The sequence below is a fragment of the Flavobacterium suncheonense GH29-5 = DSM 17707 genome, from assembly GCF_000430025.1.
Lineage (GTDB): Bacteria > Bacteroidota > Bacteroidia > Flavobacteriales > Flavobacteriaceae > Flavobacterium > Flavobacterium suncheonense.
Genome location: NZ_KE387021.1, coordinates 204,489 through 219,816, shown reverse-complemented (window position 1 = coordinate 219,816; position 15,328 = coordinate 204,489). Strand labels below are relative to the sequence as shown.

General features: G+C 39.6%; 13 protein-coding genes. 4 read left to right on the top strand and 9 right to left on the bottom strand.

Annotated elements, in window-relative coordinates:
* Positions 1–54 precede the first annotated feature (54 nt).
* Positions 55–903, top strand: a complete 849-nt coding sequence (locus G498_RS0113525; RefSeq protein ID WP_026981646.1) for an NAD(P)H-hydrate dehydratase — start codon at positions 55–57, stop codon at positions 901–903.
* A gap of 46 nt (positions 904–949) precedes the next feature.
* On the opposite strand, the gene G498_RS0113520 is transcribed toward G498_RS0113525, so the two are convergent.
* The gene (locus G498_RS0113520; protein WP_026981645.1) at positions 950–2,314 is read right to left on the bottom strand and encodes a TlpA family protein disulfide reductase; all 1,365 of its coding nucleotides are present in this window, start codon (positions 2,312–2,314) and stop codon (positions 950–952) included.
* A gap of 128 nt (positions 2,315–2,442) precedes the next feature.
* On the opposite strand from G498_RS0113520, the gene hutH reads away from it, so the two are divergent.
* Positions 2,443–3,951, top strand: coding sequence for a histidine ammonia-lyase (gene hutH / locus G498_RS0113515; RefSeq protein ID WP_026981644.1), 1,509 nt, complete (start codon positions 2,443–2,445; stop codon positions 3,949–3,951).
* A gap of 27 nt (positions 3,952–3,978) precedes the next feature.
* Here hutH and G498_RS0113510 read toward each other — a convergent pair whose 3' ends face one another.
* From G498_RS0113510 to G498_RS0113480, 7 genes are all read right to left on the bottom strand, one after another.
* A complete protein-coding gene (locus G498_RS0113510) occupies positions 3,979–4,344 on the bottom strand; it encodes a DUF1304 domain-containing protein (protein WP_026981643.1) in 366 nt (121 codons plus the stop codon).
* Between the two features lie 5 nt (positions 4,345–4,349).
* Entirely contained in the window at positions 4,350–4,541 is a 192-nt protein-coding gene (locus G498_RS15190; protein ID WP_117616520.1) for a GldL-related protein, read from the bottom strand.
* A 7-nt stretch (positions 4,542–4,548) separates the two neighbouring features.
* On the bottom strand, positions 4,549–4,977 hold the full coding sequence (locus G498_RS0113500; protein ID WP_035744111.1) for an SRPBCC family protein: 429 nt from the start codon (positions 4,975–4,977) through the stop codon (positions 4,549–4,551).
* A 14-nt stretch (positions 4,978–4,991) separates the two neighbouring features.
* Positions 4,992–5,570, bottom strand: a complete 579-nt coding sequence (locus G498_RS0113495; protein ID WP_026981641.1) for a TMEM175 family protein — start codon at positions 5,568–5,570, stop codon at positions 4,992–4,994.
* A gap of 4 nt (positions 5,571–5,574) precedes the next feature.
* The gene (locus G498_RS0113490; RefSeq protein WP_026981640.1) at positions 5,575–6,078 is read right to left on the bottom strand and encodes a DUF421 domain-containing protein; all 504 of its coding nucleotides are present in this window, start codon (positions 6,076–6,078) and stop codon (positions 5,575–5,577) included.
* 114 nt (positions 6,079–6,192) lie between these two features.
* Complete coding sequence (gene rimK, locus G498_RS0113485) at positions 6,193–7,560, bottom strand: 30S ribosomal protein S6--L-glutamate ligase (RefSeq protein ID WP_026981639.1); 1,368 nt, start codon at positions 7,558–7,560, stop codon at positions 6,193–6,195.
* A 218-nt stretch (positions 7,561–7,778) separates the two neighbouring features.
* Positions 7,779–10,328 (bottom strand): ATP-dependent Clp protease ATP-binding subunit, encoded by a 2,550-nt coding sequence (locus G498_RS0113480; protein WP_026981638.1) that lies wholly within the window; start codon positions 10,326–10,328, stop codon positions 7,779–7,781.
* Between the two features lie 263 nt (positions 10,329–10,591).
* Here G498_RS0113480 and gyrA point away from each other — a divergent pair, with 263 nt between their 5' ends.
* Positions 10,592–13,138 carry a DNA gyrase subunit A gene (gene gyrA / locus G498_RS0113475; RefSeq protein WP_026981637.1) on the top strand — a complete coding sequence of 849 codons (2,547 nt, stop codon included), beginning with the start codon at positions 10,592–10,594 and terminating at the stop codon, positions 13,136–13,138.
* Between the two features lie 16 nt (positions 13,139–13,154).
* The gene (locus tag G498_RS0113470; protein WP_026981636.1) at positions 13,155–14,471 is read left to right on the top strand and encodes a tetratricopeptide repeat protein; all 1,317 of its coding nucleotides are present in this window, start codon (positions 13,155–13,157) and stop codon (positions 14,469–14,471) included.
* A 55-nt stretch (positions 14,472–14,526) separates the two neighbouring features.
* Here G498_RS0113470 and G498_RS0113465 read toward each other — a convergent pair whose 3' ends face one another.
* The gene (locus tag G498_RS0113465) at positions 14,527–15,288 is read right to left on the bottom strand and encodes a C40 family peptidase (protein WP_026981635.1); all 762 of its coding nucleotides are present in this window, start codon (positions 15,286–15,288) and stop codon (positions 14,527–14,529) included.
* Positions 15,289–15,328 lie beyond the last annotated feature (40 nt).

Below are 15,328 nucleotides of genomic sequence, written 5' to 3'. Positions count from 1 at the left end.
ATTTTTTGCCTTGTATCAAAGCGTTGGAACGGCTATATTTCGTAAATTTATGTTATGGAAAAACATATTTTAATCGACAGAAGTGAAGCTGTTAAACGATTCAGACCCATTGCTAAAGATTCTCACAAAGGGTTGCAGGGACATGCCCTGATTGTTGGCGGGAGTTACGGTAAAATGGGTTCCGTTTGTCTATCGGCAAAAGCTTGTCTGAAATCCGGAGCAGGTTTGGTAACGGCTTATATACCGAAATGCGGCTATGATGTGGTGCAGTCTGTCGTTCCGGAAGCAATGGTTTTAACGGATGATTACAACGAACACATCACTTCGGTTAATCATAAATTATCGTTGCAGGCCATAGGCTTTGGAATGGGAATGGGGCAGGATTTGGACACGCATCAGGCGATGTTTCATTTTCTGAAGATGAATTCCGTTCCACTGGTAATTGATGCTGACGGACTGAATATTCTTTCCGAAAACAAAGAATGGCTGGAAATACTTCCCAAGCAGACCATACTGACACCACATGTTAAAGAACTTGAACGCTTAATCGGACACTGGGATTCGAAACTTGAAATGCTGGAAAATGTAAAAACATTTGCAGCTAAATATGATGTTATCGTAGTGGTTAAAGGCGCTCCGACGCTAATTGTGTCTAAAAACGTAATCTATGAAAACACCACCGGAAACCAGGCTTTGGCAACTGCAGGCAGCGGCGATGTGTTAACCGGAATCATTACCGGACTTTCAGCGCAACATTATGCACCGGCAGACGCGGCCATTCTGGGTGTTTATGTACACGGATTAACAGCCGATTTAGCCGTACCCGAAACAGGGCATCATGCTTTTATTGCTTCGGATATCATCCATTATTTAGGGAAAGCTTTCCTGACCTTAGAGCAATAAAAAGGCCGCCTATAGAAGACAGCCTTTTTTTTATCATTTTTTTCAATTATTTGATTCCCAATTCCTCAAATTTTGCAATTAATTTAGGATCGGAAGGGCGAGGAGCATCTGCAGAAACGATATTTCCGTTAGGATCCACTAAAATAAATCTTGGAATACCTTCAATGGCATAATCGGTTACGAATTTTGAATTCCAGTCGTTATCGGCAAATAACTGAATGCCGCCTAAATTTTTCTCTTCCACGAATTTTCTCCATTTTTCGTAGTCTTTTTTCTCGTCAATCGACAAGCTTACGAATTCGATGTTTTTTCCGTGGTATTGCTCTTCCACTTTTTGTAGACTTGGAATTTCACGACGGCAAGGTCCGCACCAGGTAGCCCACACATCAATGTAAACATATTTGCCTTTTAAGCTTTCCATAGAGGTTTTTCCGCCTTTGAAGTTTTCATAATCGAATTTAGGAGAAATATTTCCGGGAGTTAACGTTTTGATTTTGTTGAATTTAGTAGTTAAGCCCTCTTTGAATTTAGCATCGGTAGACAAATTCATGATTTCGTTGTAAAGCATTGTAGCTTCAGGATTTCCGGCACCAACTTCATACGCAAGATTCTGAATATGCGCATTGCGGATGGCGGTACTTTTTACTTTTTTGATTTCCGGTAACGCTAACTTATATGTGTATTCTTCGTTCTCTCCCATTTTAGCATACAAATCGTTGTTGAATTTTGTAGCCACCAATTGCTTGTATGAAGAAGAAAAAAGAAAATCCTCGTCACTGTCAAAATTAGCTTTGTCATTAAACTTCGGAAACGACTCGCTTGGCGTGTATGCCTCTTTTTTAGCGTAATGCTTATGATAGGCCGGATAGTTTAGAAGTTGTAGTTGTTCAAAAAAATCAATGCTTCGTAATTCGTTTTTCTTGAAATCGGCATTGGTAACTTTTGACGTGTTCAGCAAATTTGTCATGGCTGTTTTCACTTCCTTAAGTTTTTCCAGAAAAGCGGTTTCTTCCAAGGCATAAAACGTCTGGGCGCTTCCCATTAACTTGTTAACCGCATTGGATTTGTCGAAAAAATACTGATTTTCAGCACTTCCGTTTCCCGAAAATTTCAACGTTGACGCAAAATTCTTGTCATCAGCATTGATGGTTAATTTCGTGCCTTTTCCAAGATATAGCGAAGAACGGTTGCCTTTTGTAGCAAAATTGTAAGTTCCGGAATAGTCAATCTGAAAGGTTTCGGAGAACGAACCGTCTGGTTTTAAGGTAATTTCCTTTTCAAAAGATTCGCCTTTAATTCTCAGTTTCCCGTCATCCGTATTGCTGATTTTACCGGAAAGCGTTACGGTTTCTTTAGGCGTGGAAAAGGAAGCCAGCAAGACAACCAGGAATGAATACAGTGTGTTTTTCATGTTTAATAGTTTTTTAGTTGTCCAAATGTAGCAAAAATGTCCGACAAAATTTCATAATGAAATACTAATAAATAAGCTTGCATTTTACGGCGTTTTTACGGAATTTTGAACCGCAAACTAACAACCAAATGGAAACAGTACATTATATAAGTTCTGATGTTTTTACCTTAGAACTGCTTCATGAAATTATTTCGCAAAACTTTACCTTAGAATTATCCGAAGAAGCGCGTATCAATATTGAAAAATGCCGCCATTATCTGGATAAAAAAATGGAAACCCACAGCGAACCCATCTACGGAATAAACACCGGTTTCGGATCGTTGTGTAATGTGAAAATCTCTAACGAAAACCTTTCGCAACTTCAGGAAAATCTGATGAAATCGCACGCTTGCGGAACCGGGGACGAAGTGCCGCATGAGATTGTAAAAATCATGTTGTTACTGAAAATCAAATCATTAAGCTACGGAAATTCCGGGGTGCAGTTAGCTACCGTTGAGCGTCTGATCGATTTCTACAACAATGATATTCTTCCGGTTGTCTACACGCAAGGCTCATTAGGCGCGTCCGGAGATTTGGCCCCTTTAGCACATTTGTGTTTGCCATTAATCGGTGAAGGAGAAGTGTACGCTGACGGATTCCGCCAACCGGCTATGAAAGTGCTGGAGAAAAACGGCTGGAAGCCAATTACCCTACAATCAAAAGAAGGCTTGGCGCTGTTGAACGGAACGCAGTTCATGAGTTCTTACGGCTGTTATATTTTACTGAAAGCTTGTAAATATTCCTATTTAGCCGATGTTATCGGCGCGATTTCCTTAGAAGGTTTCGACGGAAGAATTGATCCGTTTCATGAATTGATTCACATCGTTCGTCCGCATAAAGGACAAATCAATACCGCAAGACGTTTCAACGAATTGTTAGAAGGCAGCGAAATTATTGCGCGTCCGAAAGTACATGTTCAGGATCCGTATTCCTTCCGTTGTATTCCGCAAGTACATGGTGCTTCGAAAGATACGATTGATTATGTAAAAAAAGTATTTAAGACTGAAATTAATTCGGTAACGGATAATCCTAATATTTTCGTTGGTGAAGATTTAATTGTTTCCGGAGGAAATTTCCACGGTCAGCCATTAGCTCTTGCTCTGGATTTTCTTGGAATTGCTTTAGCGGAATTAGGAAACATTTCTGAAAGAAGAACCTATCAGTTAATTTCTGGGCTACGTGAGTTACCAGCGTTTTTGGTAAGCAATCCCGGTTTGAATTCCGGATTCATGATTCCGCAATATACTGCGGCTAGTATTGTAAGTCAGAACAAACAACTGGCTACTCCGGCAAGTATTGACAGCATTGTTTCTTCAAACGGGCAGGAAGATCATGTGTCAATGGGAGCTAATGCAGCAACGAAATGTCTGAAAATCATGGAAAACCTGGAGCGCATTTTAGCGATTGAGCTCATGAACGCTTCTCAGGCGATTGAATTCAGAAGACCTTTAAAATCAAGTGAATTCCTTGAAACGTTTTTAAAATCCTACCGAGAAGAAGTGCCGTTGGTAGAAGAAGACCGAATTTTACATTACGACATCGAAAAATCCATTGCATTCCTGAACAGTTTGCAGTTGGACAGTGAAGTGTTAGAATAAGAAAAAAGCCTCGATAAGAGGCTTTTTTTATTTCATAAAATGAATACTGATGATGGCAAGAGCAGCCGGAACAGATTGCACATAAAAAATAGTTTTCTGTACTGTTAAGGCTCCAAAAATTCCGGCAACAAAAACACAGCTCAGGAAAAATAAAGCCACATAAAAACTCCAATAAACATCACAGATAATTAGTGACCAGATTAATCCGGCGGCCAAAAAACCGTTGTATAAGCCTTGATTTGCAGCAAGCTGTTTTGTTTTTTCAAACATTTCTTCCGGAACTTTCCGGAATACTTTTTTTGCTCGGGTGGTCCAGGCAAACATTTCCAGCCAAACAATGTAAAGATGAATAAAGGCTACAAAACCAATGAGAATTTTAGAAAGTAACGTCATAAGTTTTATTTTTTAAAGAAACCGTTAGGATTCTGGTCGTTATAAATCTTGATAATAAGTTTTATTCCGGCGATTGCTAAGAAAAACATGCCTGCAATCAATAAAAATTTAGCATATGGCCAATGCAATATTTTGAATAAAAAGCCAAATGACGCAATCAGGCAGCCTAAGATGAAGAATGTGCGGATACGTTTCATAATCATTTTAATTTCGTTGTTCAAATGGTGTGATGATGCCTTCTTCCAGATATTGTTTCATTTGCCGTAAAAGATTGGCCCAACAATAACTGGCAATTCGGAATTCCTGACTTATTTCTGACCAGTTTTCATGATAAAATTGCACATAAGTTACATTAGGCTTTACTTCAGACAATTTGAAGCCAAAACGGGTTGGCATCCATTCCGGCATGGCTTGTGTCATCTTAAATTCGATTTCGTCATTCGGAACACAATTCGAAACTTCTGCAAACCAGTTATATTCCTCTCCGAAATAAAAATTATATGCTTCGTGCAGAGCAGGTTTTCCGGAACAACGCAATGTCCACCAGTTGTTTAAGCCATCAGGTAAACTTATTGTTTCAAACACTTTTTCTTTTGAAACTCTGATGGTGAAATCGTGGTAAATCGTCGGCATAACCCGTGTCTTATTTATTCGGCATCAATGATTTTCTCAATGCGTTTGTCAGGAATCAGCCATATCAATGCTACCAGAATATATATTGCGCCTGAAATTAAAGTATTAAAGTTAGCACTAATAATTCCAAGAAGATATAAAACGGGAGAAATTTTTCCTTTTAAGTCGTTGCCAATAGCTTTCGACAATACGGAATTGGGACCGTGTTTTTGCAGAATTCTGGACTGCAGCAGGAAATAGGCGATAGCGGCCAGTAACAATATAAGGCCGTAACACATCATTGGCGTTGGTGCAAAATGAGATTCTCCAATCCATGCTGTAACGAACGGAACCAGGGAGAGCCAGAATAACAAATGAAGATTGGCCCATAAAATGGAACCCGAAACCTGTTTGACCGTATGCATCATATGATGGTGGTTGTTCCAATATATTCCAATGTAAATGAAACTCAGGAGATAACTCAGGAGTTTGGGAAACAAAGGTTTGAGTGCGACGAAATCAATTTCATCCGGTACTTTCAGTTCCAATACCATGATGGTGATAATTATGGCTAAAACGCCGTCACTAAAGGCTTCCAGTCTGTTTTTGTTCATAACGTCAGCTTAAGGATTTATGGGTTCTTTTTTTATGATGGGTTTGCCGTAATTCGGTATCACCGGAAATAATACTGATGTTACCGTCAATTTCGAGCATCGCTAATTTGACGTCTTTGTAATGTTCCACACCGTGTTCGCGCATGGCTTCCTGAAGTTCGTCGGCTGTGATTCCGAGTTTTGCCAAGATTTCAAAATCTGCTTTTCCGTTGTGAATCAGAATCTGAGGTTTGTCATGAATCAGTTCACTGAAGGTCTTGGATTTGAACATCAGCCTTTTCAGCAGAAAGTTAATCAGAAACAATACAAAAGCGGCGGTTAGACCACCCAAAAGAGTAGTATTATCTCCAACCATAGCATTTTGTACCGAGTTGCTAATCAGTAAAATTAGAATAACATCGGAAGTGTTGAGTTGGGAAAGTTCTTTCTTGCCAAAAATCCGCAAAGCGATAACCATAAAAAAATAGACGGCTACACTTCGCAGAATGATGTCAAGATAGATGTTCATTTTTTAAGATTAAAAGATTAAAAGATTAAAAGATTAAAAGATTAAAAGATTAAAGATTTACAATTAATAATAATTTTTTATTCCTAATTTCAAATTATCAATTGTCAATTACGATTATTTCCACTTAAAATTCTTCTCAATCGCTTTAATCATTTCGCCGGCTATGTCTTTTTGTGTGGCACCTTCAATCCCTTCTAAACCAGGTGATGAGTTCACTTCTAACAGCAAAGGACCTTTGGAAGAACGAATAATATCTACTCCGGCCACTTTTAAATTCATGGCTTTTGCAGCTTTAATGGCGATGCGTTTTTCTTCAGCTGTTACTTTTACCACTGACGCCGTTCCGCCTAAATGGATGTTTGCCCGGAATTCTCCCGGAAGTGCTTCCCGTTGCATGGCGGCTACTACTTTTCCGTCCACTACAAACAAACGCAAATCTTTACCGTTGGCTTCTTTGATGAATTCCTGAACCAAAATGTTGGCATTCAGACTTTTGAAAGCATTGATAACCGATTCGGCGGCTTTTTTGGTTTCGGCTAAAACAACGCCTTTTCCTTGTGTTCCTTCCAGTAATTTTACGATTAGGGGAGAACCGCCAACCATTTTGATTAAGTCGTTGGTGTCTAAAGGGGAATTGGCAAAACCTGTTGTGGGAATGTCAACACCGTTGTTCAGTAGCAATTGCAGGGAAAATAATTTGTCTCTCGACTGACTGATGGCCGCAGAACTGTTTAACGCATACACTTTTAAAGCTTCGAATTGACGGGTTAAAGCACAGCCGTAATAGGTCATACTCGGACGAATACGCGGAATTACCGCATCAAAATCGTTTAAAACACGACCGCCCCGGTAATGAATTTCCGGCGTATCGGCATCGAGTTTCATGTAGCAGTATTTCAGATTTAAGAAATGCATTTCATGACCGCGCATTTCCCCGGCTTCCATAATGCGTTTGTTGCTGTACAGTTCCGGATTACTGGCTAACAAACCGATGCGTAATCCTTTTTTAGTGGCGTCTTCAGCGTAATAGTATTCTTTTATTTTTTCGTTGGTGGGTTGTCCTAACAGGTATTTTTGTTCCGGATCGACTAAAATTCTTCCGGACATAGCTTCACGTCCCAACAGCATGCGGAATCCCATGGAATCGCGATTGGTCAGCGTAAGTTCGACTTCCCAAGTGCTTCCTCCGATTTCCAACAGGGTTTTAACTACATAACGCTGTTCGCGATAACCGCTGGAACTTTTTACAACGCGTTTGTCAATAAGGAGCGCTTCACAGTGGATGACTGCTTTTAAGTTGTTTTGAATCGGATTGATGTCGAATTTTACCCAATTTTCCCCGTTTTTCTCAAAAGGAGTGATGTTGGTGGCATGAAGTGCCGAAGTTTTTGCACCGGAATCCACGCGGGCTTTAATTACAGGAATTCCAAGAGAAGGGAAGGAGCACCATTCTTCGCTCCCTACGATTACTTTGTCCAGCATTTTGTATAAATTAGTAAACTAATGTACTATTTTTTTTGACATGCCAAACAAAAAATTAAAATTTAGGATTTATGAATAATGAAGGAATGACAAATTGCAATTTCAATTAGCAGGTTTGTGGTTTATGATAATAAATAACCCCAGACTCGCAGGTTACTTCTTTTGATAAAATCTGCGAATCTGCGGTGTAATTAGAATCCGGAAAAGAAAAAGCCTACTTAATTAGTAGGCTTTTCTGCTTTTTTTATGGTGACTTTCAGTTCTTGTTTTTCGTCGTCCAAATCCATGAAAATTTCATCACCGGCGTTTATTTTGGAAGTGATGATTTCTTCGGCCAATTCGTCCTCAACATATTTCTGAATCGCACGTTTTAAAGGTCTGGCTCCGAATTGTTTGTCGAAACCTTTCTCGGCGATATAGTCTTTTGCTTTTTCCGATAAAGTCAGTTTGTATCCTAAATCAGCAACTCGGGCATACAATTTGTCCATTTCGATGTCGATGATTTTGTCGATATCTTCTTTTTCCAAAGCATTGAACACGATTACGTCGTCGATACGGTTCAGGAATTCAGGAGCGAAGGCTTTTTTCAGCGCGTTTTCGATTACACCTTTTGCGATATCATCTGCCTGTGCCTGTTTTGCAGCGGTTCCGAAACCAACTCCGGTTCCGAAATCTTTCAACTGACGCGCTCCCACATTGGAAGTCATGATGATAATGGTGTTTCGGAAATCGATTTTGCGTCCTAAGCTGTCGGTTAAATGGCCGTCGTCCAAAACCTGTAACATCATGTTGAATACGTCCGGATGCGCTTTTTCGATCTCATCCAGCAATACCACACAATACGGTTTTCTGCGGACTTTTTCGGTTAACTGACCGCCTTCTTCGTAACCTACATATCCCGGAGGCGCTCCGACTAATCTTGAAATCGCAAATTTTTCCATGTATTCGCTCATGTCGATACGAACCAATGCGTCTTCCGAATCAAATAATTCTTTGGCGATAACTTTAGCCAATTGCGTTTTACCCACACCAGTCTGACCTAAGAAAATGAACGAACCAATTGGTTTGTTTGGGTCCTTCAATCCGGCACGGTTTCTTTGAATCGATTTGGCAATTTTCAAAACTGCTTCGTCTTGTCCAATTACCTTACCTTTAATAAGTTCTGGTAAATGAGCTAATTTATTACTTTCAGTCTGAGCAATACGATTTACAGGAATTCCAGTCATCATGGAAACGACGTCAGCAACGTTGTCTTCAGTAACGGTGATTCTGTTGTTTTTAGAATCTTCTTCCCATTGTTCCTGTGCAATAGCCAAGTCTTTTTCGATGCGTTTTTCATCATCGCGAAGTTTGGCTGCTTCTTCGTATTTCTGCTTTTTAACTACGGAATTTTTTAGTTCGCGAACTTCTTCCAATTGTTTTTCAAGTTCCAGAATTTGTTTCGGAACATCAATGTTGGTAATATGAACGCGGGAACCTGCTTCATCTAAGGCGTCAATGGCTTTATCCGGTAAGAAACGATCCGTCATGTAACGGTTGGTTAACTTCACACAGGCTTCGATGGCTTCCGGTGTGTAAATTACGTTATGATGGTCTTCGTATTTGTTTTTAATGTTGTTCAGAATGGTAATGGTTTCTTCCACGGAAGTAGGCTCCACAATTACTTTCTGGAAACGTCTTTCCAACGCGCCGTCTTTCTCGATATACTGACGGTATTCGTCAAGCGTTGTAGCACCGATACACTGAATTTCTCCACGGGCTAACGCTGGTTTAAACATGTTGGAAGCATCCAAAGAGCCTGTTGCGCCTCCAGCGCCTACGATGGTGTGAATCTCGTCAATGAAAAGGATGATGTCGTCGTTTTTTTCTAACTCGTTCATCACGGCTTTCATGCGCTCTTCAAACTGACCGCGGTATTTGGTTCCGGCTACCAAACTCGCCAAATCCAGTGTTACCACACGTTTGTTGAACAGAATGCGGGATACTTTTTTCTGGATGATGCGTAAAGCTAAACCTTCCGCAATGGCAGATTTACCAACGCCCGGTTCACCAATTAAAAGCGGGTTGTTTTTCTTTCTTCGGCTTAAAATCTGGGAAACGCGTTCAATTTCTTTTTCGCGTCCTACTACCGGATCGAGTTTTCCTTCTTCGGCTAATTCGGTTAAATCGCGTCCGAAGTTATCCAAAACCGGCGTTTTTGATTTTTTATTGGCCTTGCCGGGTGCGTTCGGGTTGTTGAAGCCACCGTCACGCATACTGTCATCTTGTCCGGAATCGTCGTTAAAGGACTCGTTTTTCGGCAAGTTATCGATGTAATCTTCTTCGTTTGATGTCATAGCTATAAATTGTTCTTTAGCGAGTTCGTAGTCGATTTTTAATTTATTTAAGAGCTTTGTTGTCGGATCGTTCTCGTTGCGGAGAATACACAACAGCAAATGCCCTGTACTTATGGAAGTGCTCTGAAATACTTTAGCTTCCAGAAAAGTGGTACGCAAAGCGCGTTCGGCCTGCCTTGTTAAATGCAGGTTTTTCTTTTCGGTACTTCTGTCTGCGCTAGGATTTGGAGGACTAACAATTTCGATTTTTCGGCGTAAATGTTCTAAATCTACCGATAAATTGTTCAATATATTGATTGCGGTTCCATTGCCGTCTCTTAAAATCCCGAGCATTAAATGTTCTGTACCAATGAAGTCGTGCCCCAGTCGTAAAGCTTCTTCTTTACTGTAGGTGATCACGTCTTTTACTCTTGGTGAAAAATTATCGTCCATCACAAAAATCTTTATACTGTAAATTTACTAATTCTATAACGGTTGTGCAAAAACCGTACCTGACAGAGTTAGTCTTCGATATTTGCTAATTGACAAAAAAAAATCGAGAAAAAAAAGACAAAATAGCAGGTTTTATCAACTTTTTGAACGGCTGTGAATGTTAATAAATCCCTTAAAATTGTGGATAAATTACTGTTGTGTTACCTCAAAAATATGTATATTGGCACGTTTAGAAAATAATATAATTTTAATTGTAAATACTTATGTCTGAAGGAGAAAAGTTAATTCCTATTAACATTGAGGATGAAATGAAATCAGCGTACATCGATTATTCGATGTCGGTAATTGTATCCAGAGCGCTTCCTGATGTTAGAGATGGCTTAAAACCTGTACACCGAAGAGTATTGTTCGGGATGTATGAATTAGGAGTATTATCAAACAGAGCACATAAAAAGTCAGCGAGAATTGTAGGGGAGGTTCTTGGTAAGTACCACCCGCACGGTGACAGTTCAGTATACGATGCCATGGTTCGTATGGCACAGGAATGGAGTTTGCGTTATCTGATGGTAGACGGTCAGGGGAACTTTGGTTCCGTAGATGGTGACAGTCCGGCAGCGATGCGTTATACCGAGGCAAGAATGAAAAAATTCTCGGAAGAAATGCTGGCCGACATCGACAAAGAAACCGTAGACTTCCAGTTAAACTTCGACGATACGTTAGAAGAACCGAAAGTAATGCCGACGAAAGTACCAAACCTTTTGGTGAACGGAGCTTCGGGTATTGCAGTAGGTATGGCTACGAATATGGCGCCACACAACTTAACCGAAGTTATCGACGGAACTTTAGCTTATATCGACAACAATGATATTGAAATTGACGAGTTAATTACACACATTAAAGCACCGGATTTCCCTACAGGTGGAATCATTTACGGTATGGACGGTGTGCGCGAGGCATTCAAAACCGGCCGCGGACGTGTGGTAATGCGCGCTAAGGTAAGTTTTGAAGAAGTTGACGGACGCGAATCTATCGTAGTTACCGAAATTCCGTATCAGGTGAACAAAGCGGCCATGATTAAACATACGGCTGATTTGGTTAATGAGAAGAAAATCGAAGGAATTTCCACTATCCGTGACGAATCCGACAGAAACGGTATGCGTATCGTTTACGTGTTGAAACGTGAAGCGGTTCCGAATGTGGTATTGAACACCTTATATAAGTATACGCAATTGCAGTCGTCTTTCAGTGTGAACAATATCGCTCTGGTAAACGGACGTCCGCAGTTGTTAAACCTGAAAGACCTGATTCACTATTTTGTGGAACACCGTCACGATGTGGTAACCCGCCGTGCGCAGTTCGATTTAAGAAAAGCAGAAGAAAGAGCGCACATTTTAGAAGGTTTAATCATTGCTTCCGACAACATTGACGAAGTAATTCAATTGATCAGAGCGTCTAAAGACGGAGACGAAGCGAGAGCGAAATTAATCGAGCGTTTCAATTTATCTGAAATTCAGGCAAGAGCAATTGTTGAAATGCGCTTACGTCAGTTAACCGGTCTGGAACAGGATAAATTGCGTGCCGAGTACGAAGAAATCATGAAATTGATTGCTTATTTGAAAGAATTATTGGCAAGCAAAGAAATGAGAATGCAGGTAATTAAAGACGAATTGGCTGAAATCAAAGACAAATACGGAGATGCACGTCGTTCACAAATTGAGTACGCAGGTGGCGATGTAAGTATCGAAGATTTGATTGCCGACGAACAAGTGGTAATTACCATTTCCCATGCCGGTTATATCAAACGTACACCGCTTTCGGAATACAAAACGCAGAACAGAGGCGGAGTTGGTCAAAAATCTGCCGGAACCCGTGATGCGGATTTCCTTGAGCACATGTATGTGGCGACCAACCACCAGTATATGCTGTTCTTTACTCAGAAAGGAAAATGTTTCTGGATGCGTGTTTACGAAATTCCGGAAGGAAGCAAAACCAGCAAAGGCCGCGCGATTCAGAACCTTATCAACATTGAAAACGACGATAAGGTAAAAGCATTCATATGTACACAGGACTTAAAAGACCAGGAATACATCAACAACCATTATGTAATCATGGTAACCAAACAAGGTCAGGTGAAGAAAACGGCTTTGGAATCGTATTCAAGACCGCGTGTTAACGGAGTTGCAGCCATTACCATCAAAGAAGACGATGAATTGTTAGAAGCAAAACTAACCACCGGAAACAGTCAGATCTTAATTGCTGTAAAATCCGGTAAGTTGGTGCGTTTCGAGGAAGAAAAAACCCGTCCGATGGGAAGAACGGCTTCCGGAGTTCGCGGAGTTACTTTAGCCGATGAAAATGACGAAGTAATCGGAATGGTTTCCATCGACAGGGATCATGTAAACGATTCTCAGATTTTAGTGGTTACCGAAAATGGTTACGGAAAACGTACCCGATTGGTAGACGAAGACGGCGAAGATGTGTACCGCATCACCAACCGTGGAGGAAAAGGAGTTAAGACTTTAAATATCACCGAAAAAACTGGCTCACTTATTGCGATTAACAGTGTAACCGATGAAGATGATTTGATGATTATCAACAAATCTGGTTTAACCATTCGCATGAGAGTTTCCGATTTACGTGTGATGGGACGTGCAACGCAAGGGGTTCGTTTAATCAACATCAAAGGAAACGATGCCATTGCCGCAGTTGCTAAAGTAATGCGGGAAGAAGAAAGTGAGGAAAACGGAGAGGATTTTGAAGGTGAAAACGAAAACACAACTTCTGAAGAAACAAACGATACTCAGGAATAATTAAATTTTGATAACAATGAAAGTTAAATATTTAGTACTGGCATCTTCATTGATGCTATCGGCAGCTTCATTTGCACAGAAAGACGAGCTGAAAACATTAAAAAAACTTTATGGAAAAGATCAGTTGTCGGCTGATGATATTTCTTCTTATAAAGCTAATGTTAACAAGTTAACTGCAATGTCAGGATTGGCAGAATCAGATTTGATATATACGAATTTCTACAAATCAATGTTGCCGATTTTGGAGTTGAATGAAGCAATGATGAAAAATCCTAACGATATTTCTGCTTTTGCCAAAAGTCTTACTCCGGCAAACATTAATACGTTGGCTACAGGTTTAAACAATGTGTTGGATTTTGAAAAAAAATCGGGTAAAGCTATATATACGTCAGATATCAAAGAAACGATTGCCAGTTTTAAACCGATGATGTTACAGTATGCTTATACTCTGGCAGCGTCAAATTATAAAGACGCAGCTAAAATTTTTGAAGCCGTGTATAATCTTGACAAATCAGATCCTAATAATTTATATAATGCTTCTGTTTTATCGCTACAAGCAAAAGATTATGACAATACTCTTAAATATTATGAAGAATTAATATCAATTCATTATACAGGAGAAGGAGTAAATCATATTGCTGTAAGTAAAGCAAACGGACAGGATGATACTTTTGCATCTGATGATGAAAGAAAAAAAGCAATCAAAATGGGGACCCATGAAAAACCTCGTGACGAAAAGATTCCTTCCAAAAGAGGTGAAATTTATAAAAACTACGCCTCAATTTTAATTGAAAAAGGCAGAATTGATGATGCTAAAAAAGCAATATCGGAGGCACGATTATTAAATCCGGATGATAGTGACTTAATTGTTAGTGAGGCCAATCTTTACTATCAAACAAAAGATATGGAATCTTATAAAAGATTGATCAGCGAAGCTATACAGAAGAAGCCAAATGATGTGGATTTGCTATTTAATTTAGGCGTTGTTTCAACAACCTCTGGGGATATTGATGGTGCTAAGAAGTATTACGAACGTGCAATTTCGATTAATCCCAACTATTTTAATGCCTATAATAATTTAGGAGCGTTGTATTTGATGGATGATGACAAAATAGTTAAAGAAATGAATTCATTAGGAATGTCTGCAAAGGAAATCAAACGTTACGATGAATTGAAATCTAAAAGACAGACAATGTTCAAATCTGCTCTTCCGTATTATGAAAAAGCTTTGGAATTAAAACCTAATGATGAAGGTATTAAATCTATGTTGTTAGGGGTTTATCAGTTTTTAGAAATGGATGCAAAATATAAAGCCTTAAAAGCAAAAAAATAGGACAATTTCTTGTGAGCAATAAAAAAACCACGTTTAACAAACGTGGTTTTTTTATTTAAATAACTTTTTTAATAACTCTTAATTTGTGTGTGTGTCTTCCGGTATCCACATTGCATATGCCCAAATGATCTAAACGGTCGATACGTACTTTTCCGTGTGCGTGAATGATGTAGTTGTTTTCCATAATCATTCCGACATGAATAATCCGGCCTTCTTCGTTGTCAAAAAATGCCAAATCTCCGGGCTCGCTTTCTTCAATAAAACTTAAAGCTTCTCCCATGGTAGCTTGTTGGGAAGCATCCCTGAGAATGGAGTAGCCGTTAAGTTTGTAAACCATTTGTGTAAAACCGGAACAGTCAATTCCGAAAGGCGTTTTTCCGCCCCATAAGTACGGAGCATTCAAATACATGAAAGCTGTTCTAAGCAGCTCAGATTTTGGTTTAACACCACATACTTTTAAACCTTCAAAAGAATATTGTGTTGTATTGATATCGGGATTGTCTAAAAACGCCAACGAACTTCCAATAGGGATAGGCATCAGATAATTGTTGGGAGTGGTAATGTATTCCACTAAATCTGCATTCATAATTATAGGTGATGATGAAAGCAGGTTGTAATTGACTTCCGATATAATTTGAAACTGTTTGTTGTCTATCCAGCCTTCGTATCCGTCAAACGCCAATTGAATTCTGGACCATTTTTCGGTTTGCTCCAGGATTTTAAAATGTTCACCAAACAAAACCTGTGAAACTAATTCGCTTCGGTCGCTTGGTTCAAAACGTAAGGGGACAATTGCCAGATTACAGATTGCAAACATTTCAGAAGTTTGAATTTAGAAATTAGAATTCAGAAGTTGG